The sequence below is a fragment of the Bradyrhizobium ontarionense genome (assembly GCF_021088345.1).
Lineage (GTDB): Bacteria > Pseudomonadota > Alphaproteobacteria > Rhizobiales > Xanthobacteraceae > Bradyrhizobium > Bradyrhizobium ontarionense.
Genome location: NZ_CP088156.1, coordinates 1,753,722 through 1,773,207, shown reverse-complemented (window position 1 = coordinate 1,773,207; position 19,486 = coordinate 1,753,722). Strand labels below are relative to the sequence as shown.

At 66.9% G+C, this 19,486-nt stretch carries 20 protein-coding genes; 9 read left to right on the top strand and 11 right to left on the bottom strand.

The annotated features are described in order from the left end of the window. Window positions 1–202 precede the first annotated feature (202 nt). Window positions 203–412, top strand: a complete 210-nt coding sequence (locus LQG66_RS07975) for a hypothetical protein (protein WP_231328095.1) — start codon at window positions 203–205, stop codon at window positions 410–412. A 12-nt stretch (window positions 413–424) separates the two neighbouring features. Here the strand turns inward: LQG66_RS07975 and LQG66_RS07970 are convergent, their stop codons facing one another. Then, complete coding sequence (locus LQG66_RS07970; RefSeq protein ID WP_231325143.1) at window positions 425–868, bottom strand: winged helix-turn-helix transcriptional regulator; 444 nt, start codon at window positions 866–868, stop codon at window positions 425–427. Window positions 869–1,013: 145 nt separating this feature from the next. Here LQG66_RS07970 and LQG66_RS07965 point away from each other — a divergent pair, with 145 nt between their 5' ends. Next, entirely contained in the window at window positions 1,014–1,787 is a 774-nt protein-coding gene (locus LQG66_RS07965; RefSeq protein WP_231325140.1) for an SDR family oxidoreductase, read from the top strand. Between the two features lie 99 nt (window positions 1,788–1,886). Here the strand turns inward: LQG66_RS07965 and LQG66_RS07960 are convergent, their stop codons facing one another. Beyond that, window positions 1,887–2,495, bottom strand: coding sequence for an FMN-dependent NADH-azoreductase (locus LQG66_RS07960; protein WP_231325138.1), 609 nt, complete (start codon window positions 2,493–2,495; stop codon window positions 1,887–1,889). A gap of 132 nt (window positions 2,496–2,627) precedes the next feature. Here LQG66_RS07960 and LQG66_RS07955 point away from each other — a divergent pair, with 132 nt between their 5' ends. Next, the gene (locus LQG66_RS07955) at window positions 2,628–2,990 is read left to right on the top strand and encodes a winged helix-turn-helix transcriptional regulator (protein WP_231327723.1); all 363 of its coding nucleotides are present in this window, start codon (window positions 2,628–2,630) and stop codon (window positions 2,988–2,990) included. Window positions 2,991–3,000: 10 nt separating this feature from the next. Here LQG66_RS07955 and dprA read toward each other — a convergent pair whose 3' ends face one another. The 5 genes from dprA to LQG66_RS07930 form a co-directional block, all read right to left on the bottom strand. Continuing rightward, window positions 3,001–4,119 (bottom strand): DNA-processing protein DprA, encoded by a 1,119-nt coding sequence (gene dprA, locus LQG66_RS07950; protein WP_231325135.1) that lies wholly within the window; start codon window positions 4,117–4,119, stop codon window positions 3,001–3,003. A gap of 83 nt (window positions 4,120–4,202) precedes the next feature. Further along, window positions 4,203–5,600 carry a patatin-like phospholipase family protein gene (locus LQG66_RS07945; RefSeq protein ID WP_231325133.1) on the bottom strand — a complete coding sequence of 466 codons (1,398 nt, stop codon included), beginning with the start codon at window positions 5,598–5,600 and terminating at the stop codon, window positions 4,203–4,205. Window positions 5,601–5,737: 137 nt separating this feature from the next. Further along, window positions 5,738–6,334: a glycerol-3-phosphate 1-O-acyltransferase PlsY gene (gene plsY / locus LQG66_RS07940; RefSeq protein WP_231325131.1), complete on the bottom strand. Its 597-nt coding sequence runs from the start codon at window positions 6,332–6,334 to the stop codon at window positions 5,738–5,740. 30 nt (window positions 6,335–6,364) lie between these two features. Then, entirely contained in the window at window positions 6,365–7,666 is a 1,302-nt protein-coding gene (locus tag LQG66_RS07935; RefSeq protein WP_231325130.1) for a dihydroorotase, read from the bottom strand. 23 nt (window positions 7,667–7,689) lie between these two features. Next, entirely contained in the window at window positions 7,690–8,643 is a 954-nt protein-coding gene (locus LQG66_RS07930; protein ID WP_231325127.1) for an aspartate carbamoyltransferase catalytic subunit, read from the bottom strand. A gap of 154 nt (window positions 8,644–8,797) precedes the next feature. Here LQG66_RS07930 and LQG66_RS07925 point away from each other — a divergent pair, with 154 nt between their 5' ends. Genes LQG66_RS07925 through LQG66_RS07915 form a run of 3 tightly spaced genes read left to right on the top strand, consistent with a single transcriptional unit; the run spans window position 8,798 to window position 11,989 of the window. Next, the gene (locus LQG66_RS07925) at window positions 8,798–9,520 is read left to right on the top strand and encodes a M15 family metallopeptidase (RefSeq protein ID WP_425601332.1); all 723 of its coding nucleotides are present in this window, start codon (window positions 8,798–8,800) and stop codon (window positions 9,518–9,520) included. Between the two features lie 22 nt (window positions 9,521–9,542). Continuing rightward, a complete protein-coding gene (locus LQG66_RS07920; protein ID WP_231325125.1) occupies window positions 9,543–11,186 on the top strand; it encodes an acyl-CoA dehydrogenase family protein in 1,644 nt (547 codons plus the stop codon). Next, on the top strand, window positions 11,183–11,989 hold the full coding sequence (locus LQG66_RS07915) for a CPBP family intramembrane glutamic endopeptidase (RefSeq protein ID WP_231325122.1): 807 nt from the start codon (window positions 11,183–11,185) through the stop codon (window positions 11,987–11,989). The genes LQG66_RS07920 and LQG66_RS07915 overlap by 4 nt, the downstream gene beginning before the upstream one ends. A 10-nt stretch (window positions 11,990–11,999) precedes the next feature. Here the strand turns inward: LQG66_RS07915 and LQG66_RS07910 are convergent, their stop codons facing one another. Together LQG66_RS07910 and ruvX are read right to left on the bottom strand one after the other, a co-directional pair. Next, entirely contained in the window at window positions 12,000–12,923 is a 924-nt protein-coding gene (locus LQG66_RS07910; RefSeq protein ID WP_231325119.1) for an AEC family transporter, read from the bottom strand. 1 nt (window position 12,924) lies between these two features. Further along, window positions 12,925–13,410 carry a Holliday junction resolvase RuvX gene (ruvX, locus tag LQG66_RS07905; RefSeq protein WP_231325117.1) on the bottom strand — a complete coding sequence of 162 codons (486 nt, stop codon included), beginning with the start codon at window positions 13,408–13,410 and terminating at the stop codon, window positions 12,925–12,927. Between the two features lie 174 nt (window positions 13,411–13,584). On the opposite strand from ruvX, the gene LQG66_RS07900 reads away from it, so the two are divergent. After that, window positions 13,585–15,162: an ABC-F family ATP-binding cassette domain-containing protein gene (locus LQG66_RS07900; RefSeq protein ID WP_231325115.1), complete on the top strand. Its 1,578-nt coding sequence runs from the start codon at window positions 13,585–13,587 to the stop codon at window positions 15,160–15,162. A gap of 45 nt (window positions 15,163–15,207) precedes the next feature. On the opposite strand, the gene LQG66_RS07895 is transcribed toward LQG66_RS07900, so the two are convergent. Further along, on the bottom strand, window positions 15,208–16,143 hold the full coding sequence (locus LQG66_RS07895) for a cyclase family protein (RefSeq protein WP_231325112.1): 936 nt from the start codon (window positions 16,141–16,143) through the stop codon (window positions 15,208–15,210). A gap of 232 nt (window positions 16,144–16,375) precedes the next feature. After that, a complete protein-coding gene (locus tag LQG66_RS07890) occupies window positions 16,376–17,266 on the bottom strand; it encodes a LysR family transcriptional regulator (protein ID WP_231325110.1) in 891 nt (296 codons plus the stop codon). A 104-nt stretch (window positions 17,267–17,370) separates the two neighbouring features. Here LQG66_RS07890 and LQG66_RS07885 point away from each other — a divergent pair, with 104 nt between their 5' ends. Together LQG66_RS07885 and LQG66_RS07880 are read left to right on the top strand one after the other, a co-directional pair. Next, window positions 17,371–18,372 carry an NAD(P)H-dependent flavin oxidoreductase gene (locus LQG66_RS07885; protein WP_231325108.1) on the top strand — a complete coding sequence of 334 codons (1,002 nt, stop codon included), beginning with the start codon at window positions 17,371–17,373 and terminating at the stop codon, window positions 18,370–18,372. A 3-nt stretch (window positions 18,373–18,375) separates the two neighbouring features. Next, window positions 18,376–19,452: an NAD(P)H-dependent flavin oxidoreductase gene (locus tag LQG66_RS07880; protein WP_231325105.1), complete on the top strand. Its 1,077-nt coding sequence runs from the start codon at window positions 18,376–18,378 to the stop codon at window positions 19,450–19,452. The last annotated feature ends 34 nt before the right edge of the window (window positions 19,453–19,486 follow it).

The window sequence follows — 19,486 nt, the reverse complement described above, 5'->3', positions numbered from 1 at the left end:
GTACCAGTTCGCCGCAGGTTCGCTCACGAACGTCACGGTCAAAAGACACTAGCAGAATCAAGACTCTGGTGTAGCTTTGGTTCTGACATTCGTTTGCAGGACGCGCGGACATACTGAAACGAATGTCAGGTTCCGCCGCACGAAGGAAACCGTGCTCTTTTTAAGTTCGTTTCCGTCAAATACCCAATGTTGGATAGATTTGTTGGCCAAGGCAGCGGACAATCGCGATCTTGACGTTGAGGCGACGGTGGAGGATCCCGACGCCGCGGCGGCTATGATCGCCGAGGTGACGGCAAGCCTCGCACAGTTGGCCCAGCGCCATCACCTGGACATGCTCGACTATCTGCTGCGCATGGCGCACCTCGAGGCGGAGGAGCATCTCAGGCTGCGCAGCCGCCACAGACTCTGCTGACAGGCGCCCGACTCATCGTTGTGCCAGAGTGGTCTGCTCCGGCGCCAGGGCGGTACCGTCCTCCGCACAGAGAAGCAGCTTGCGCACCGGGCGGCCATGCGTGCGGTCGACTAGCATCGTGGCGATCTCGTCCGGGTGCTCGTCGAATTCCTCGCTCCACTGTCGTAGCGCCACCAGGATCGGAAACAGGCCGCGGCCTTTCGGCGTCAGGACGTAGTCGCGATACGAGCTGCCGTCCGCGGCCGGTTCGGTCGCGAGAATCCCGCGCTCGACCAGCGCCCGCAGCCGTACCGTCAGGATGTTCTTGGCCAGCCCGAGGCTGCGCTGGAACGCGCTGAAACGGCGAACGCCGAGAAACGCCTCGCGGATGATGAGAAGCGACCACCAGTCGCCGATTGCGTCCAGCGACCGCGCGATCGGGCAGGCGTTGCCTTCGAGGCTGGTGCGTTTGACCATTCGCCGATCCTCCATTCTTTGATCGAAGCCGAGCCATGGGGCACTCAGCACCGCGTGCGCGATCACGAGTTTGTGTGGTTGCATTATAAAACCAAAACGGTATCTAGGCCATACAGTTTAATAATGCAACCAGATGGAGGCGGGCGTGAGGCTTGCAAACAAGACGGCCCTGATTACCGGCGGCAATAGCGGCATCGGGCTGGCGACCGCCCGCCGCTTCGTCGCGGAAGGCGCCAAGGTGGCGATCACCGGACGCGATACCAAGCGACTGGAGGCTGCGGCCCGGGAACTGGGCTCAAGCGCGCTGGCGCTGGTCGCCGACGCCACGGACATCGCTGCGACCGAGGATGCCGTCGCGCGCGCAGCGGAGCGATTTGGCAAGCTCGATATCCTGTTCGCCAATGCCGGCATTCCCGGCGGGACGCCGGTCGGAGCTACCAAGCCTGAGGTGTTCGAGCAGGTGATCCGCACCAACCTGACCGGCGTGTTCTTCACGGTGCAGGCCGCGCTGCCGTATCTCAACGACGGCGCCTCCATCATCCTCAACGGCTCGGTGATCTCGGTGCTCGGCAACCCCGGCTATTCGGCCTATGCCGCCAGCAAGGCCGGCGTGCGGGCGATGGCGCGGGTGCTGGCGTCAGAACTGTCGCCGCGTGGCATCCGCGTCAACGTGGTTGCACCGGGCGCTATCCGGACACCGATCTGGGGCGCTGCCGTCGCAACACCCGAGGCGGAGAAACAGTTCGAGGCTCGGATCGGCGCGACCACGCCGCTCGGCCATATCGGCGAGCCCGAGAATATCGCCAACACGGTGCTGTTCCTCGCCTCCGACGAAGCTGCGCACATCCAGGGACAGGAGCTGTTCGTCGATGGCGGCGCAACCAGCTCGCCGGCAGGCGCGCCGATCTATCGCGGGTAGCGCGGGTAGCGCGAGCGGATCGTGGTGTGGCCCGCGAGGCCTCACCAGGGACTTGAACGGCGGCTGCCTGAGAACCCCTTCGGCAGCCGCCGGAGAACCTTAGGCGGCGAGATCGCCAGCGGTTTGAAGCGCGTTCGCAAGCGCCTGCGCGCGCTGCTCCGGGCCGGCCATGATGCCGTCGGCCGCGATGAACTCGGGTGCGGTGATGCCGATGAAGCCGAACACGCCCCTCAAATAGGTTTCGAGATGTTCGAGCGCCGTCATCGGCGCTTGCCCGTAAGAGCCGCCGCGCGACACTGCAACGATGACGCGCTTGGCGCCGGCGAGACCCTCGGGACCCTGCGGCCCATATTTGAAGGTCTTGCCGGGGACAAGGATGCGGTCGATCCAGGCCTTCAGCTGGCTCGGGATCGAGAAATTGTACATCGGTGCGCCGATCACGACGATGTCGGCGCGGAGAAACTCCTCCAGCACCGCTTGGCCGGCTGCGACGTCCGCCTTCACGGCCGGATCCTCCACCGGCGCTCCGTGCGCAATGGCGACATGCGCGCCCGACAGATGCGACAGCGGGGTCGTCGCGACGTCCCGATAGGTCACCACGAGCCCGGGCGTGACCTCGCGAAGGCGTGCGACGACCGCGGCCGACACCTGGCGGCTGACGGAATTGGGGCCGAGCACGCTGGAATCGACGTGGAGGAGTTGAGTCATAGGCAGTCACCTCAGTATTGGTTTGTAACTGGCGCACTATGAGTGACTGTGCTGTAACCCCGCAAGAACGCACATTTTTGAAACCCGGTGACATCCGTGACACTTGCGAACAGCGATGATCCTGCCCCGGCGATGCAGCCGGATCACAATGATTGCCGCGGCGTCGCGTCGATTCTGGCGCGCGTCGGCGACAAATGGAGCGTGTTCGTCATCATGATGCTGGGCGGCGGGCCCAAGCGCTTCAACGAGCTCAAGCGTCTCGTGGGAGGCATCTCGCAGCGCATGCTGACGCTGACCCTGCGCGGCCTCGAGCGCGACGGGCTGGTGACGCGGACCGTGTTTCCGACGATCCCGCCGCGCGTCGATTATGAGCTCACCGACCTCGGGCGAGGATTGTCGAGTCCGGTCAAGGCGCTGGGAGAATGGGCGATGGCGCACCAGGACCAGATCGAGGACGCACGGATGCGATTTGACCTGCGCGGTGATCGACAGTGAGCGCGCGATCCTAGATCAGTGCCACCAACCCGCCGCCGTGCCGTTCCAGGCGGCCGGCGAGCTCGAGCTCGAGCAGCACCATCCGCAGCACCGCGGGCGACAGGCCGCTCAGTCGAATGAGGTCGTCGATCGAGACCGGTGTCGGGCCAAGCAGGGCGATGATCTGGTCGCGATCGTGGTTCTCGGGATCGGGCGCGAACAACTCGTCGTCGGCTTCGCGCAGCAGATCCGGCTGCGGGCGATCCATGATCGGCGCCACCGCCTGGATGATGTCGGCGGCCTCGGTGACCAGTGTCGCTCCCTGCTTGATCAGATCGTTGGTGCCGGCCGAGCGCGGATCGAGCGGTGATCCCGGCACGGCGAACACCTCGCGGCCCTGTTCGCCGGCGATGCGGGCGGTGATCAGCGAGCCCGAGCGATGCGCGGCCTCGACGACGACCACGCCCAGCGATGCGCCCGAGATCAACCGGTTGCGGCGGGGAAAATCGCGCGCCCGGGGCTCGTGTCCGAGCGGCATTTCCGAGATCGCAGCCCCATTGCCAGCGACGATGGCGCCGAGCAGGTCGACGTGCTCCGGCGGATAGATCCGGTCGTGGCCGCCGGCGAGGACCGCGACCGTGCCGCTGGCGACGCTCGCGCGATGGGCGGCCTGGTCGATGCCGCGGGCAAGGCCGGAGATGACGACGAAGCCGGCCTGGCCAAGCTCGTGCGCAAGCTGGCCGGCGAATTTGAGCCCGGCGGCCGAGGCGTTGCGCGAGCCGACGATGGCGATCATCGGACGCATCAGGGTATCGCGCCTGCCGTTGGTCACGAGCAGCGGCGGCGCATCTTCGCACGCCGCGAGACGGGGCGGGTAGCCGTCCTCTCCCGGCGCGCGCAGCTGAAGGTCGCGCTGGCGGCAGGCGGCGAGCTCGGCCGCCGCCTCGTCCTTGCTGCAGATGCGGCCGACCCGGGCCGCCCCGCCGCGGCGCGCCATATCCGGCAGGCGGTCCAGGGCGGCGCGCGCGGTGCCGAAATGATCGAGCAGCGAGCGGAAGGTGCGTGGTCCGACATTGTCGGAGCGGATCAGCCGGAGACGGTCGACCCGCTCGGCCTCGCTCAGCTCGATGATGGGATTGATTGCGTCCATGCCGACCCCTGCCGGTCAGCAGCATGAAGCAACCCGACCGCGCAGGGAAGGGGGGAGCGCCACCTGGGCGCTACGCCGGCCGTTCAGGCGGGAACGATTTCGAGCGCGTTCTCCGACGGAAAGACCGGGCGCTTGTCGGGGATCGCCAGCGTGGTCCCGGCGGGAGCGTCCTGCAGCCAGCGATCGGCAGCCGCGCGCCCGCGCTGATGCAGCATCTCGATGAAGCCGCTGCCGAAGTCTGTCGCGCTGTGCTGGGCGAGCGCCTCGATCTCGTCTTCGGCCGCGAGCCGATGGACGCGCGGCGGGTGCAGGCCATCGCTGCGCGCCCATTCCAGGGCCGCGAGTTCGGCGTTGAGCACCGCGTTGGCGGTGATCTGGTCGAGACGACGATCGATCGCAGCCGCGGTCACCGGAATGTCGTCGTCGCGCGCGGGCGTGACCTTGACGACCAGCAGATCGGCCGCGCTGGACTCATGAGCGACGGAGATGATCGGTGGGTTGGCACCGTAGCCGCCGTCCCAATAGGCGTCGCCGTCGATGTCGACCGCGCCGTGGAGCTGGGGAGCGCAGGTCGAAGCCAGCAGCACGTCCGGCGTGATGTCGGCGTTGCGGAAGATCTGCGGCTGGCCGTCGCGCACCCGCGTGGCGGCGATCAGGAGGCGCGGCGCCGCAGCGCTCTGCACTGCGTCGAAGTTGATCGTGCCGACGAGCATGTCGCGCAGCGGATCGAGGTCGAGTGGGTCGGCGCGCCCACTGCGCAGCGCCGAACCGAACGACACCGCGCTGCTGGCGGGCGAGAAGCTTCCGAGCAGCATCAGCGAGCGGAACGAGGCCTCGTCGATCATTCCGTTCCAGAAGCGTGCGAGCAGGGCCCGTGCAGCTTCGCGGCCGCCTTCGGCGAGCCCGCTGGCGAGCAGCGCCGCATGGATGGCGCCTGCGCTGGCCCCGCTGATCGTGTCGAAGTCGCAACCGGGCTCCTCCAGCAGACGCTCGAGCACGCCCCAGGTGAAGGCCGAGAACGTGCCGCCGCCCTGCAGCGCCAGCGATAGCTTGCGCGGCGGCCAGATCCGCGGCGGTGGCGGCAGCGTGACGGTGGCGATGGTCTCCGCGAGCGATCGCTCGGGAGTATCCGAGAGTTTGGGCTCCGAAATGGCGGCTGCAGGGATCGCAACTACGATCGGGTCCGCCACGATCGGGTCCGCTACGGCAGGCGCGATCTCGGCGGGAGCACTCTCGGTCGATGGAACCTCGAGCGCTGGTTCGAGGGCGCATGGGACAGGCTCTGACAGCGCCGCTGGCGTGGGCTCGGCCGCAGGGCTCGTGGAGCCGAACGAACTATCCGTCGACCAGATCTGGGCGGCGGAGAGAAGGGCACTGGCGCTGGAGCGCACCGGGGCAGCTGCTTGCTGCGCCGGCTCCTCATGCGTGCGGTCGTCGCGCGTGGCCGGCGAACCGCTTGAATTGGTCTTGCGTAACCACATGCAGGAATCATGACAGGCAATCATGATTCACGCCAGAGTCTCTCGTTAACTTATTAGCTGATCGCGCGCCGGTGTTGCTGCGCAGCCTCTGCAAATATCAGGGCGCAACACAGATTTTCCGTATTTGTCCGGAGTGACTACTTCTTCGCGCCGATCTTGCTCTCGGTGCCGGCCTGCAATCGCTTGATGTTTTCGCGGTGCATGTAAATGAGCAACAGTGTGAGCAAGGCAAATAAGGCAGCAAGCGCCGTGTGACCGAAAGCCCACAGCACGATCGGCGTCAGCACGCTCGCGGCGAGCGCGGCGAGTGATGAGTAGCGGAGCGCGAACGCGGTCGCGAGCCACACCAAGCAGAAGAAGATGGCGGCAGGCCAGAACAGCCCGAGCAGAATACCGATGTAGACCGCAACGCCCTTGCCGCCGCGGAATTTCAGCCACACCGGGAACAAATGTCCGAGGAAGGCGCCGAGGCCCGCGACCATCTCGGCATTCGGGCCGCCGAGATAGCCGGCGATGATGACGGCCGCGGTGCCCTTGAGTGCATCGCCGAGCAGCGTGGCCGCCGCGAGCCCCTTGCGCCCGGTGCGCAGCACGTTGGTGGCGCCGATGTTGCCGGAGCCGATGCTGCGCAGATCCTGGGTGCCGGCGAGGCGGGTCAGGATCAGGCCGAACGGGATCGATCCCAGGAGATAGCCGATGATGAGAGCGACGGGCAGAAAGGCTTCGGATGCCATCACACAACTCCTTCCGCGCGACGCCGTGCGTCAGACATGTTCGAACACGGTGCGGCCGCCGACGATGGTGCGAACCACGCGGCCGGTGAAGCGGGCCTCGTCGAACGGCGTGTTCTTGCACAGCGATTTGAGGTCGGCCGGATCAAGAATCCAGGGCACGTCCGGATCGATCACGATGATGTCGGCCGGTGCGCCCGCGCGCAAGGTGCCGCCGGGCAGGCCGAGCAGCTCCGCGGGCCGCGTCGACATCGCGCGGATCAGCGTCGTCCAGCTGAGCTCGCCATTGTGTACGAGCCGCAGCGCTGCGGGCAGCATCGTCTCGAGGCCGACCGCGCCGCTCGCAGCCTCCGCGAACGGCAGCCGCTTGACCTCGACGTCCTGCGGCGTGTGGTCCGACATGATGACGTCGATGAGGCCTGACGCCAGCGCCTCGACCAGCGCGCGGCGGTCGGTCTCGGTGCGCAGCGGCGGCGTCAGCTTCAGGAAGGTACGGTAGGGGCCGATGTCGTTCTCGTTCAAGGTCACGTGGTTGATCGAGACCGACGCGCTGACGGCAAGGCCTGCCTCGCGCGCACGCCTGAGCACGTCGAGCGAGTCGACCGAGCTGAGCGCGGCCGCGTGATAACGGCTCTTGCTGAGCGCGACGAGACGCATGTCGCGCTCGAGCACCACGGCCTCCGCGGCAGGCGGAATGCCCTCCAGGCCGAGCCGCGAGGCGAACTCGCCCTCGTTCATGACGCCTTCGCCGACGAGGTCCGGATCCTCGGTGTGGTGCACGATCAGCGCGTCGAAATCCCGGGCATAGGTCAGCGCGCGGCGCATCACCTGCGCGTTCATCACGCTGGTATGACCGTTGGAGAAGGCGACCGCGCCGGCGGCGCGCAGCAGCCCGATCTCGGTCATCTCCTCGCCGCGCAGGCCCTTGGTCAGCGCCGCCATCGGCTGGATGTTGACGATCGCTGTGTCGCGGGCGCGCCGCAGCACGAAGTCGACGGTGGCCGAATTGTCGATGACAGGCTCGGTGCCGGGCTGGCAGATGATGGTGGTGATGCCGCCGGTCGCGGCGGCCTGGCTGGCGCTGGCAAAGGTCTCGCGATGGCCGAGGCCGGGCTCGCCGACGAAGGCGCACATGTCGATCAGGCCGGGGGCGACGATCTTGCCGGCGCAGTTGATGACGTCAGTGCCCTCGGGCACGCCGGCGGCGCCGATGCCGCGCTTGAGGTCGCGGATGACGCCGTCGGCGATGAGCAGGTCACCGGGGCTGTCGAGGTCGCAGGAAGGATCGATGACGCGCGCGTTGGCGAGCAGGATCGGGCGGCGATCGGTCAGCATGGCGTTTCGTCCCGACTTCTGTATCACGCGTTGGGCAGGTTGCGGGCCAGCGCCTCGAGCACGGCCATGCGTACGGCTACACCCATTTCGACCTGTTCCCGGATCAGCGATTGCGCGCCATCCGCAACGATGGACTCGATCTCGACGCCGCGATTCATCGGGCCGGGATGCATCACCAGCGCGTCGGGCTTGGCATAAGCGAGCTTCTTCTGGTCGAGTCCGAAATACTGGAAATATTCCGACGATGACGGCACGAAGGAGCCATTCATGCGCTCGCGCTGCAGCCGCAGCATCATCACGATGTCGGCGCCGTTGAGGCCCTCGCGCATGTCGCGGGCGACTTCGACGCCCATCCGCTCGATGCCGGGCGGCAGCAAGGTGGAGGGCGCGACCACGCGGACGCGCGCGCCCATGGTGTTGAGCAGCAGGATGTTGGACCGCGCCACGCGCGAATGCAGCACGTCGCCGCAGATCGCGATCACCAGCCCCTCGATGCGACCCTTGTTGCGGCGGATCGTGAGCGCGTCGAGCAGCGCCTGGGTCGGATGCTCATGCGCACCGTCGCCGGCATTGATCACGGAGCCGTCGACCTTGCGGGCCAACAGTTCAACGGCACCTGAGGCATGGTGGCGGACCACCAGGATGTCCGGATGCATCGCGTTGAGGGTGACCGCGGTGTCCATCAGGGTCTCGCCCTTGCGCATGGACGAGGACGACACCGACATGTTCATGACGTCGGCGCCGAGCCGCTTGCCCGCGATCTCGAACGAGGACTGGGTCCGCGTCGAGGCCTCGAAGAACAGGTTGACCTGGGTACGGCCGCGCAGCACCGTGCGCTTCTTGTCGACCTGACGATTCAGTTCGACATATTCCTCGGACAGATCGAGGAGACCGGTGATGTCGTGGGCGGAAAGGCCCTCGATTCCCAGCAAATGCCGGTGCCCGAGGACGAAAGTCGATTTCGGAGAGGTTGCCATTAAAGCCAGAGCTATAGGCGCGGTTTCCATAGGGGGCAAGGCCCAATGCCGGTGTTCCGAGTTATCCCCCGTTCCGTCTACCGAGCCTCTCAGGGGGCTCCAAACCGCGGGCTGGCGATCCATCGCCGCGAGAGGTCCGCTCCGATATGCCCTCATCCTGCTGGCAGCCATCGTGCCGGCCTGCGCGGCCGCGTTGCCGGCCGATTTCGTCTATCTCCGCGACATCGATCCGACGATCATCCAGGACATCCGTTATGCCGGCAGCAACAATTTCGTCGGGCGTCCTTTGCCGGGCTACGAGGCGGCCGAATGCATCGTGACGCGTGACGTGGCACTGCGGCTGAAGGCTGCTCAGTCCGGGCTGCGGCCGCGCGGCCTGTCGCTGAAGATGCTCGACTGCTACCGGCCGGTGCGTGCCATTGCGGAGATGCTGGCGTGGTCGCAGGACGGCGTCGAGACCACGGCCGGTCGCCGCTACAACCCGCGCATTGCCAAACAGGACCTGTTCCGTCTTGGCTACATCGCCGTGCGTTCCGGCCATTCGACCGGTGCGGCGCTCGATCTCACGCTGGTCGAGCTCGCGGCCGACAATTCCGCGGTGTTCGATCCGGCCAAGGACTACGCGGACTGCACGGCACCGGTGGCGCTACGTGCGCCGGAGGGCAGCGTCGACATGGGAACCGGCTACGATTGTTCCGACGTGAAGGCTCATACCGCCGCGCAGGACCTGACACCGGAGCAGCGCCGCTGGCGCAACGAGTTGGTCGCGGTGATGGCGCGGCAAGGTTTTGTGAACTATGCCGGGGAGTGGTGGCACTTTTCGCTGCCGGGCACTGGCGCGACCACTTATGTTTTTCCCATTCGGCCGCGCCGATGATCGTTCAGCACAGGGCACGGCCATGACCCAGCCATCGTTCGAGACCCACGAGGTCTTCAACCAGTCGCCGCCATTCGAGGACGTCAACCTGTTCACGGCCGATCGGCCGCTGATTGACGCGGTGAAGGCCAATGGCGGTGCTGGCGCCGAGCAGGCGCTGTCGGAGTTCGGCGCGCTGTGGGGCTCGGCTGCCATGGCGGAGCAGGGCCGGCTTGCCAACGAGAACACGCCGAAGCTGCGCAGCTACGATTCAAAGGGCTTTCGCCGCGATGTCGTCGAGTTTCATCCGGCCTATCATCGGATGATGACGCGCTCCGTCGAGGCCGGCCTGCACAATTCGACCTGGACCGCCGACGGGGCGCCCGTCGGTGGCTGTTCGGAGGTGGTGCGCGCGGCAAAGTTCTATATCGCTTCCCAGGTCGAGGGCGGCCACCTCTGTCCGATCACGATGACGCGGGCCTCGGTGGCGGCGCTCGCCGCGCAGCCGGATCTGCTCGCGAGGACGATGCCGGTGATCGCGACGCGTGACTACGATCCGGCCTTTGCGCCGTGGTGGGGCAAGCGCGGCATGACGCTCGGCATGGGCATGACCGAAAAGCAGGGCGGCACCGACGTGCGTGCCAACATAACGCGCGCGGAGCGAACCAGTGACGGCTATCGCATCACCGGCCACAAATGGTTCATGTCGGCGCCGATGTGCGACGCCTTCCTGGTGCTGGCGCAGGCCGATCAGGGCCTGACCTGCTTCTTCATGCCGCGCTTTGCGCCTGATGGCTCCGTCAACGCGATCCAGTTTCAACGCTTGAAGGACAAGCTCGGCAACCGCTCCAATGCGTCCTCGGAGGTGGAGTTCGCAGGCAGCTATGCCGAGCGGATCGGCGATGAGGGCAGGGGCGTCAGCACCATCATCCAGATGGTGCAGCTGACACGGCAGGATTGCGCGATCTCCTCGGCCGGCCTGATGCGCTCGGGCCTGGCGCATGCGCTCCATCACGCCCGGCATCGCAGCGTGTTCCAGAAGCATCTTGCCGACCAGCCGCTGATGCAGGCGGTGCTCGCCGACATGGCGCTGCATGTCGAGGCCACGGTGGCGCTGGTGATGCGGCTCTGCCGAGCGTTCGACTGCATGCCGGCGGATGCGACGGAAGCCGCCTACATGCGGCTGCTGACGCCCGCGATCAAATACTGGGTCTGCAAGAGCGCGCCACCGTTCCTGTACGAGGCGATGGAGTGCCTCGGCGGCAACGGCTATGTCGAGGACGGCATTCTCGCCCGCCACTTCCGGGAGTCGCCGGTCAACGCGATCTGGGAAGGCTCCGGCAATGTGATGTGCCTGGACGTGCTGCGCGCGCTCGCGCGGGAGGCCGAGGCGGCCACTCACGTTCTAATGCATCTGCGCGCCGAGACGAGCGGGTTGCCCGGTGCGACGGAGGCGCTCGCTTTCCTCGAGAAGACCTTCCGCCGGCCGGATTCCGAGCGCGTCGCCAGGCTCGCCGTCGAGAAGCTGGCGCTGCTCGCAGCCTGCGCCGCGCTCAACTCAGTCACGTCTGACCATGCCGAGCTGTTTGCCGCGACGCGGCTCGCCTCGACCCATCCGAGCATGTATGGCGCAGTCGATCTCGAACCCGCCGATATTCGTGCCTTGCTGGAGCGCGCCCTACCTTGACCGAGTCTCCCGAAACCGCCCTCGTCGATTCCCTCGATCCTGCCAATCCGCCGCAGCAGGTCGCGCCGGTGCAGCGTGAGCCGCGCACGCTCGGGTTCTGGCGAACCTTTCTATGGGGTGTCGTCATCTTCATCGCGATGCTCGCGGGGCAGGCCGCCGTCATCGTGTTTCTCGCAGCCGGGCTGGACCATCCCTTCGACCTCGCTGAGCTTGCCAAGATTTCGGCGCGCGGGCTGACCTTGTCGATGTCGGTGATTATGGGGCTGCCGGCCGTACTGCTCGCGGTCTACTTCGCCGTTCGCCACACCCGCACGCCGTTCGCCGAGTATCTCGGCCTGCGCTGGACGTCGTGGAAGTATGTCGGCATCGGCATCGTCGGCATGATCGTGATCGTCGTTGCGTGGGATCTGATGTCGCGCGCCACGGGACGCGAGATCTCGCCGGGCTTCATGTTGGATGTCTTGAAGACGGCCAAGGACGACGGCACGGTCTGGCTGATGGTGATCGCCTTCGCCGTCGCAGCTCCGCTGTCGGAGGAACTGTTCGCCCGCGGCTTTCTCTATCGCGGCTGGTCGGATTCGTTTTTGCGGGTGCCTGGCGCGATCGTCCTGTCCTCGCTGGTCTGGACCGCGATGCATCTCCAATACGACTGGTACTTCTTCCTCGAGGTGTTCGCGCTCGGCCTGTGGTTCGGCTATCTGCGCTCGGTCAGCCATTCGACCTTGCTGACCATCGTGCTGCACGGCCTGAACAACCTCGCGGCCACGGTGCAGACGATGTGGCTCGCGAGCGGTCACTCCTGAGCCGAGGTCTTCAGCTCACCCAGGCAATCGCGAGCGGCATGGTCAGCGCCGCCAGCACGGTCTGCAGCGAGATGATCTGCGCCAGCAGCGGCGCGTCGCCGCCCATCTGCTTGGCCAGGACATAGGCGCTCGGCGAGGTCGGCACGGCGGCGCAGATGGCCACCACCACGAGGCTCGGGCCGGTGACGCCGAACCAACCCGCGAGCCCGATCGCGAGCAGCGGCATCAGCACCAGCTTGAGCACGACGCCGAGTGCGGCCGCCGGTCCCGCGCGCCGCAGGCCTTCGAAGTGGAGACCTGCGCCGGTCACCAGCAGCCCGATCGGCAGCGACGCCTGCCCGAGCGCATCCGCGGCGTCGTGCCAGAGCTTTGGCGGCTGCACATGCGCAAGGTTGAGGGCGAGCCCGACGACGCAAGCCCAGATCAGGGGATTGCGGACGATCGTGGCGATGATCTCGCCGGTCGAGCGCCGCGTGGGCGAGGCATAATGGGCCAGCACGGCCACGCTGAAGACGTTGACCATCGGGATGATCGCGATCATTCCGACCGAGGCCGCCGCGAGGCCGCTCGGGCCGAACAGGCTGCCCGCGACGCTGAGCGCGACATAGGTCTGCCAGCGCGTCGCACCCTGGAAGATCGACGTGAAGGCGGGGCCATCGACGCCGGAGCGCACGAGCAGCGGCCGCAAGGCGAGGCAGAGCAGGGACATCACGAGCGCAGCGAGGAACAGCGCGCCGCCGACGCCGGCCACCGGCACCTTGCTGAGGTCCGCCTTGACCAGGCTCTGCACCAGGAGAGCAGGGAACAGCACGTAATAGGTCAGACGCTCCAGCCCGTGCCATTGCGTATCGAGCCGCATCAGACTTCGCCGCAGGCCGAAGCCGATCACGATCAGCAGGAACACCGGCGCCAGCGCTGCGAGGACGGCGCCCATGCTATTGGCCCGAGCGGCGCAGCGTCGTCAGCCGGTCGAGCGCGCCCTGCAGGATGAAGATCGCCGCATGGGTGTCGATCACCTCGGCGCGCCGGGCGCGGCTGACATCCAGGCCGATCAGCTCGCGCTCGACCGCCGCCGTCGACAGCCGCTCGTCCCACAGTCCGATCGGCAGCGTCGTCAGGTTCGCGAGATTGCGCGCGAAAGCGCGCGTCGACTGCGCCCGTGGTCCCTCGCTGCCGTCCATGTTGATCGGCAGGCCGAGCACCAGGCCCACCACGTTGCGCTCAGCGCAAATGGCGAGCAGCCTGACAGCATCGGCCTTGAAGGCCTTGCGCTGGATGGTCTCAACGCCGGTGGCGAGCCGCCGGTCGGGATCGGACACGGCGACGCCGATGGTCTTGGTGCCGAGATCAAGGCCCACGAGCGCGCCGCGCTCGGGCCAGTGCGTCGCGGCATCGATGAGGGGCAGAATGGGAGCGGGCATGGCGCGCCGCTTAGCACGAGCACCTCCGCTGGGCCAGCAGGTGTGACCGGCGCATGGGTTGTCGCTGCGCTGCAATCATTCTATATGCTCCACCAACCGTGAAGAGGAGTGGTGCCGTGGATCGCAGGACCGACATAGCCCGCCGCTTTGTGTCCCCTGCCATCACGGTTGCCCATGCCCTCCTTTCTGAGGCTCGACGCGGTCGCCGCCGCGACGCCTGATCACCATCGTCTGTTCGACAATCTCACGCTGTCCATCGGCGCCGAACGCGTCGGTCTGGTCGGCCGCAACGGCTGCGGAAAGTCGACCTTGCTGCGGATCGTGGCCGGCACATCGGAGCTGGCCGCGGGAACGGTGACGCGAAGCGGGACGCTTGGTCTGCTGGCGCAGCAATGGGATCCCGTGCTGCGCGTCGACGAGGCGCTCGGCGTCGCGAACGATCTCGCAATCATCAACCGGATCGTTGCCGGGGACGGTCACGACGACGATCTCGCTTGCGCGGATTGGACCCTGCCGGCTCGGGTCGACGACGCGCTGATCGCGGCGGGGCTGGCCGGAATTGGGCTCGATCGCTCCATGCACTCCCTTAGCGGCGGCGAGCGGACGCGGATCGGCATCGCCCGGCTGCTGATCGAGGCACCGGATCTGCTGCTGCTCGACGAGCCCACCAACAATCTCGATGCCGAGGGCCGCGCCGCGATCGGCCGGCTGATGCAAAGCTGGCGCGGCGGGGTGCTGGTCGCCAGTCACGATCGCGCGCTGCTGGAGACGATGGACCGGATCGTCGAGCTGACTCCGGTCGGAGTCCACATCGTTGGTGGCGGCTGGTCGATGTTCGCGCAGGCGCGGGATGAAGCGCGGGCGCGGGCGGCCGCTGCGCTGGAACGCGCTGATGCCCACTTGCGGGACGTCGGCCGCGCCGCGCAGCGCCAGCGCGAAGCCAAGGCGCGCAAGGACAAGGCCGGGCGCGCCTTTGCGGCGCGTGGCTCGGCGCCAAAGATCCTACTTGGTGCGCGCGCCGAGCGGGCCGAAAATACCGGGGAACGCTCGCAACGGCTCGCCGAGCGGATGATGACCGAGGCCAGCAAGCAGGCCGAAGAGGCGCGGCGGAACGTGGAGGTGTTGACACCTCTGTCGATGGTCTTGCCGCCGACGAAGCTCGGTGCCGGCACTGACCTGCTGGTCATGGAGGATGCGATCGTGGCTGCCGGCGACAGGACACTCGGCCCCTGGACGCTTCATGTCCGGGGCGGTCAGCGGATCGCGGTCGCCGGGCGCAATGGCGCCGGCAAGACGACGCTGCTCAGGGCTGCGATCGGCGCGCTTCCGCTGACGGGCGGGACGATCCGGCGCGCCGAAGGGCGGATTGCGATGCTGGATCAGCACGTCGCGTTGCTCGATCCCAGCGACAGCATCATTGGCAATTTCCGCCGCCTCCATCCGGCGCTCAGCCTCGAGGCGACGCATGCCGCCTGCGCGCGCTTCGCGTTCCGCAATCGCGATGCCGAGCAGACAGTGGAGACGCTGTCCGGTGGCGAGCAGCTGCGCGCCGGCCTGGCCTGCACCTTCGGTGGCGAGCAGCCGCCGTGGCTGTTGTTGCTGGACGAGCCGACCAATCATCTCGACATCTTTGCAATCGAGATGCTGGAGCAGGCGCTGCGCGACTTCGACGGCGCGCTGCTCGTCGTCAGCCATGATCCGTCGTTTCTCGCAGCGATCGGAATCGCGCAGGAGTTCGCCGTGGAGAGCTGAGCGGGCACGGCGCGGCACGCCATGCCCGCAAGGCAAAGTTGAAAGCTAGCGGATCGCGATCGGATTGATCATCCCCTGGACACCGCCGCGCCAGCGTGGCTGGCCCAGCACGAACAGGAACTCGTAGCCCTTGTCGGCGGCGAGCGCCGCGGTGTCCAGGTTCTCCAGGATATAGGTCCCGTTCATGGCGAGCAGGATCTGGTGCACCTCGAACAGGTTGGGCGACTCGAACGGGATCGCCTCGACGGCCCAGTTGTCGGCGCCGACTGCGACGACGCCCTTCGACGTCAGGTATTTGGCGCCTTCGACGCCGAGACCGGGCTCGCCGGCGCTGTAGCGCTTGTCGTCCTTGCCGACCAGGCCGAGCCAACCGGTATGGAACACGACGATGTCGCCCTGGCGGATCTCGACCCCTTGCTTCTTGGCGGCCTCATCGATCTCCTTGACGTTGAAGGCGGTGCCTTCCTTGACCACGTCGGTGTTGTAATAGGCGGCCATGTCGAGCAGTACGCCGCGCGCGACGAGAGGCGGCACCTTCTCGATGCCGAGCTTCTTGAGGCCGGTCGGGTCGGCGAAATCGGCGAGCTTGTTGCCGTTGTAGTAGACGTGCTCGATGCCGAGATGGCCGAGGCCGTCGATCTGGGTGCCGACGCCGACCCAAGTGTCGACGATATCGTCATTATACGTGGCCTTGTTCGGTCCGAGGCCGGGGATGCCGGCCTGGCCTGGCTGCACGATCGTGATCTTGAAGCTGCGCGGCGGATAGGCGGGCGTCTTGGAGTCGACGATCATGCCGAGCGGGTAGGTCTTGCCAGTCTTCACCAGCGAGGCCGCTTTGACCACGAGGTCCGGCGTCATGTAGTTGGCGGCGCCGATTTCGTCCGCCGGCCCCCACTTCGATTTCGTCCAGTCCTGGGCATCCGCCGTCCCGATCGCGCCCATCATGGCAATCGAGCAGCACAACACGAACGCGTTGCGCATCGCATTTCCTCCGACATGTTGACGTTTGTTTGTTGTGTTCAGCGCTGATCAGTGCCGCATCTTAACGTAGTGCGGTATTGCCGGACAGGATCTTTTCTGATGCGTGCGCTGCACAGCGCCCGAAAGTCGCATCGGTCGAAATGGCCGTGTTTGACTGCGCAAAAGCGCGATTTCTCGCGATGGAATGTGCCGTTCGCCGGCAATTTTAAGCACAATCTTTGGGTGAATCGGCTCAGGCCGCAATGTCGTGATCCCGGCCGGCAAGTCCCGCCATGAAGGCCGAGAGCGCGCTGCTGCGATGCGCGGCGCGGCGGTGGATGAAGAGCGTCTCGACCCGTGCATGGGACGGGTCGAGCGTATGCAGGCCGACGCTGCCGATCATCTCGTTCCGCGTCACCACGGCGCGCGGCAGCAATGCGACGCCCATGCCGGCGGCGACGCAGCCGATCATGCCGTCGAGCGTGCCAAGCTCGATGCGCGCTGCCGCGGGCCAGCCGAAATCGTTGAAGACCTGTTCCAGCCGCTGCCGGTAGGTGCAGCCGGCCCTGAACACCAGCGCGGTCGGCCCGGAGGCCGCCGTGGCGGCACGCAGAGCAGACAGGCTTTCGAAGCGCCGGGCCGTCACCAGCACCAGCTCCTCCTCGAAGGCGGTGACTCCCGTGAGTTCGGGATGGTCGATCGGGCCGGCTACGAAGGCGCCGTCGAGCGTTCCGTCGAGCACGGCGGCCACGAGGTCGGCAGTCGGCGCCGTGCGCAGGCTCAGCGTGACAGCCGGGAAGCGGCGGTGGAAATCCGCGAGCCGCGTCGGCAGGCGCACCGCGGCGGTCGTCTCCATCGAGCCGATCATCAGCGGCCCCTTCGGCTCGCCGTCATCGCGCGCCGCGAGCAGGGCTTCGCGCGACAGCGCCGCCATTCGGTCGGCGTAAGGCAAGAGGCGCAATCCTGCGTTGGTCAGGGTCATGCCCCGGCTGTGTCGTTCGAACAATGCGGTGCCGACCTCGGCCTCCAGCGCCTTGATCCGCTGGGTCACATTGGACTGCACCGTGTTGAGGGCTTCAGCAGCGCGCGTGATGCCGCCGGTGCGTGCAACGGCTGCGAAGGTCTGGAGGTCGCTCAGCTCCATGGCTGATCTCCGTTTTGAATCTCTGATGGCAGAGTTCTCAAGTATTCATTTTGAGAGAATGCTAGTCCCGCCTAGGGTCATCGTCCAGAGGCGAGGAGACCTTCATGCCGCTGACAACGCCGCTGACGGACAAGCTCGGCATCAGCCATCCGATCCTGCTGGCGCCGATGGATATGATTGCCGATGCGCGGCTGGTGCGTGCGGTCAGCGAGGCCGGTGGTTTCGGCATTCTCGGTGGCGGCTACGGCAACCGGACGTGGCTCGCACAGGAGACCGCAAAGCTCGACGGCCTGCGTGTGCCGTTCGGCATCGGCTTCATCACCTGGTCGCTGGCCAAGCAGCCGGATCTGCTCGACATCGCGCTCGCTGCCAAGCCTGCGGCGGTCATGCTGTCGTTCGGTGATCCCGCGCGCTTTGCGGCTGCGATCGAGCAAGCCGGTGCGCTGTTGGTCTGCCAGGTGCAGGACGAGGCGATGGCAGAGCAGGCGATCGCGGCCGGTGCCGACATCCTGATCGCGCAAGGAACCGAGGCAGGCGGCCATGGGGCTTCGCGCACCACGCTCGACATCGTGCCGGCGATCGTCGACCTCGCCGCAGGCCGCGTGCCGGTGGCTGCTGCCGGCGGTCTCGCCGACGGCCGCGGCCTTGCCGCGATGCTGTCTCTGGGCGCTGATGGCGTGCTGCTCGGCACGCGCTTCTATGCCAGCGAGGAAGCGAACGGCGCCGAGGAAGCCAAGCGGCGCATCCGTGCCGCGACATCCGGCGAGACCGTGCGCGGCATCATCTTCGACCTGTCGCGCAACAATGTCTGGCCGGCGCCGTTTACGGGGCGCTGCCTGATCAACGATCACGCGCGGCGCTGGATCGGCCGCGAGGTCGACCTGCTGCAGCAGGTCGAGAGCGTCTCGGCCGACTATATGAAGGCGAGAGCCGACGGCAATTTCGACATCGCCGCGGTGATCGCGGGAGAGGCGGTCGGCCTGATCCATGATATCCCGCCGGCCGGCGAGATCGTCGCGCGCATCGTCACCGAGGCCGAGCACATCCTGCAAGGGCGCCGCAACTCGTCCTGGCCGCTGCGGAATGAGATTGAAAGAGTGAGGTAGACCATGTGGCCCGATCGTAAATTTCTCGATCTCGTCAAGACCGAACATCCGATCGTCCTGGCGCCGATGGCTGGCGTGATGGATGCCGATCTCGTCATCGCGGTCGCACAAGGTGGCGGGCTCGGCTCGCTGCCCTGCGCGATGCTGAGCGCAGACAAGGCGCGCGAGCAGGTCAACATCATCCGTCAGCGCGTGTCGGCGCCGATCAACCTGAATTTCTTCTGCCACACGCCGGTCGAGGCCGATGCTATCAGCGAGGCCGGCTGGAAGCAGCGGCTCGCGAGCTATTATCAGGAGTACGGCGTCGATCCAGCGGCTCCGATCACGGCTGCCAACCGCGCGCCGTTCGATGCCGCGATGTGCGCCGTCGTCGAGGAGCTGAAGCCCGAGATCGTCAGCTTCCATTTTGGCCTGCCCGAGCCCGAACTGCTCGCGCGCGTGAAGGCGACGGGCGCGGTCGTGATGGCCTCGGCAACCGTCGTCCGCGAGGCGGTGTGGCTGGAGCAGAACGGCGCCGACGTCATCATCGCGCAAGGAGCGGAGGCCGGTGGCCATCGCGGCATGTTCCTGACCGACAAGCTTGCCGAGCAGGTCGGCACCTTCGCCTTGGTGCCGCAGATAGTGGATGCGGTGAAGCTGCCGGTGATCGCGGCAGGCGGCATCGCCGATGGGCGTGGCATTGCCGCCGCGTTCGCGCTCGGTGCATCCGGCGTGCAGGTCGGCAGCGCCTTTCTGCGCTGCCCCGAATCCAAGGTCAGCGTTCCCGCGCGCGCCGCGCTCGCAGCGGCCGACGACGAATCGACCGTCATCACCAACGTGATGACCGGCCGGCTCGCCCGCGGCGTCGCCAACCGGGTGATGCGCGAGGTCGGGCCGATCTCGCCGGATGCACCGGCGTTTCCGCATGCCGCGACCGCGCTCGGCCCGCTCAAGGCCGCCGCGGAGAAGCAGGGAAGGGTCGATTTCACCAATCTCTGGGCCGGGCAGGCACTGCCGCTGGGCCGTGAGGTGCCGGCCGCCGAGCTGACGCGGACGCTCGCCGAACAGGCTCTGACGCGCCTGCGGTGGATGGCGGGGTGACGGCTCGGCCGGGGCGTTGCCCCAGGAAAGTCCA

Bases quoted from the DNA above. Each gene is read 5' to 3' on its own strand.
- ruvX (WP_231325117.1), bottom strand. From the start codon at position 13,410: ATGCCCGCTCCCATTCTGCCCCTCATCGATGCCGCGACGCACTGGCCC.
- LQG66_RS07945 (WP_231325133.1), bottom strand. From the start codon at position 5,600: ATGTGGTTACGCAAGACCAATTCAAGCGGTTCGCCGGCCACGCGCGAC.
- LQG66_RS07960 (WP_231325138.1), bottom strand. From the start codon at position 2,495: ATGACTCAACTCCTCCACGTCGATTCCAGCGTGCTCGGCCCCAATTCC.
- LQG66_RS07920 (WP_231325125.1), top strand. From the start codon at position 9,543: ATGACCCAGCCATCGTTCGAGACCCACGAGGTCTTCAACCAGTCGCCG.
- LQG66_RS07910 (WP_231325119.1), bottom strand. From the start codon at position 12,923: ATGGGCGCCGTCCTCGCAGCGCTGGCGCCGGTGTTCCTGCTGATCGTG.
- LQG66_RS07900 (WP_231325115.1), top strand. From the start codon at position 13,585: ATGCCCTCCTTTCTGAGGCTCGACGCGGTCGCCGCCGCGACGCCTGAT.
- LQG66_RS07930 (WP_231325127.1), bottom strand. From the start codon at position 8,643: ATGGCAACCTCTCCGAAATCGACTTTCGTCCTCGGGCACCGGCATTTG.
- LQG66_RS07935 (WP_231325130.1), bottom strand. From the start codon at position 7,666: ATGCTGACCGATCGCCGCCCGATCCTGCTCGCCAACGCGCGCGTCATC.
- LQG66_RS07890 (WP_231325110.1), bottom strand. From the start codon at position 17,266: ATGGAGCTGAGCGACCTCCAGACCTTCGCAGCCGTTGCACGCACCGGC.
- LQG66_RS07880 (WP_231325105.1), top strand. From the start codon at position 18,376: ATGTGGCCCGATCGTAAATTTCTCGATCTCGTCAAGACCGAACATCCG.
- plsY (WP_231325131.1), bottom strand. From the start codon at position 6,334: ATGGCATCCGAAGCCTTTCTGCCCGTCGCTCTCATCATCGGCTATCTC.
- dprA (WP_231325135.1), bottom strand. From the start codon at position 4,119: ATGGACGCAATCAATCCCATCATCGAGCTGAGCGAGGCCGAGCGGGTC.
- LQG66_RS07970 (WP_231325143.1), bottom strand. From the start codon at position 868: ATGGTCAAACGCACCAGCCTCGAAGGCAACGCCTGCCCGATCGCGCGG.
- LQG66_RS07885 (WP_231325108.1), top strand. From the start codon at position 17,371: ATGCCGCTGACAACGCCGCTGACGGACAAGCTCGGCATCAGCCATCCG.
- LQG66_RS07955 (WP_231327723.1), top strand. From the start codon at position 2,628: ATGCAGCCGGATCACAATGATTGCCGCGGCGTCGCGTCGATTCTGGCG.
- LQG66_RS07895 (WP_231325112.1), bottom strand. From the start codon at position 16,143: ATGCGCAACGCGTTCGTGTTGTGCTGCTCGATTGCCATGATGGGCGCG.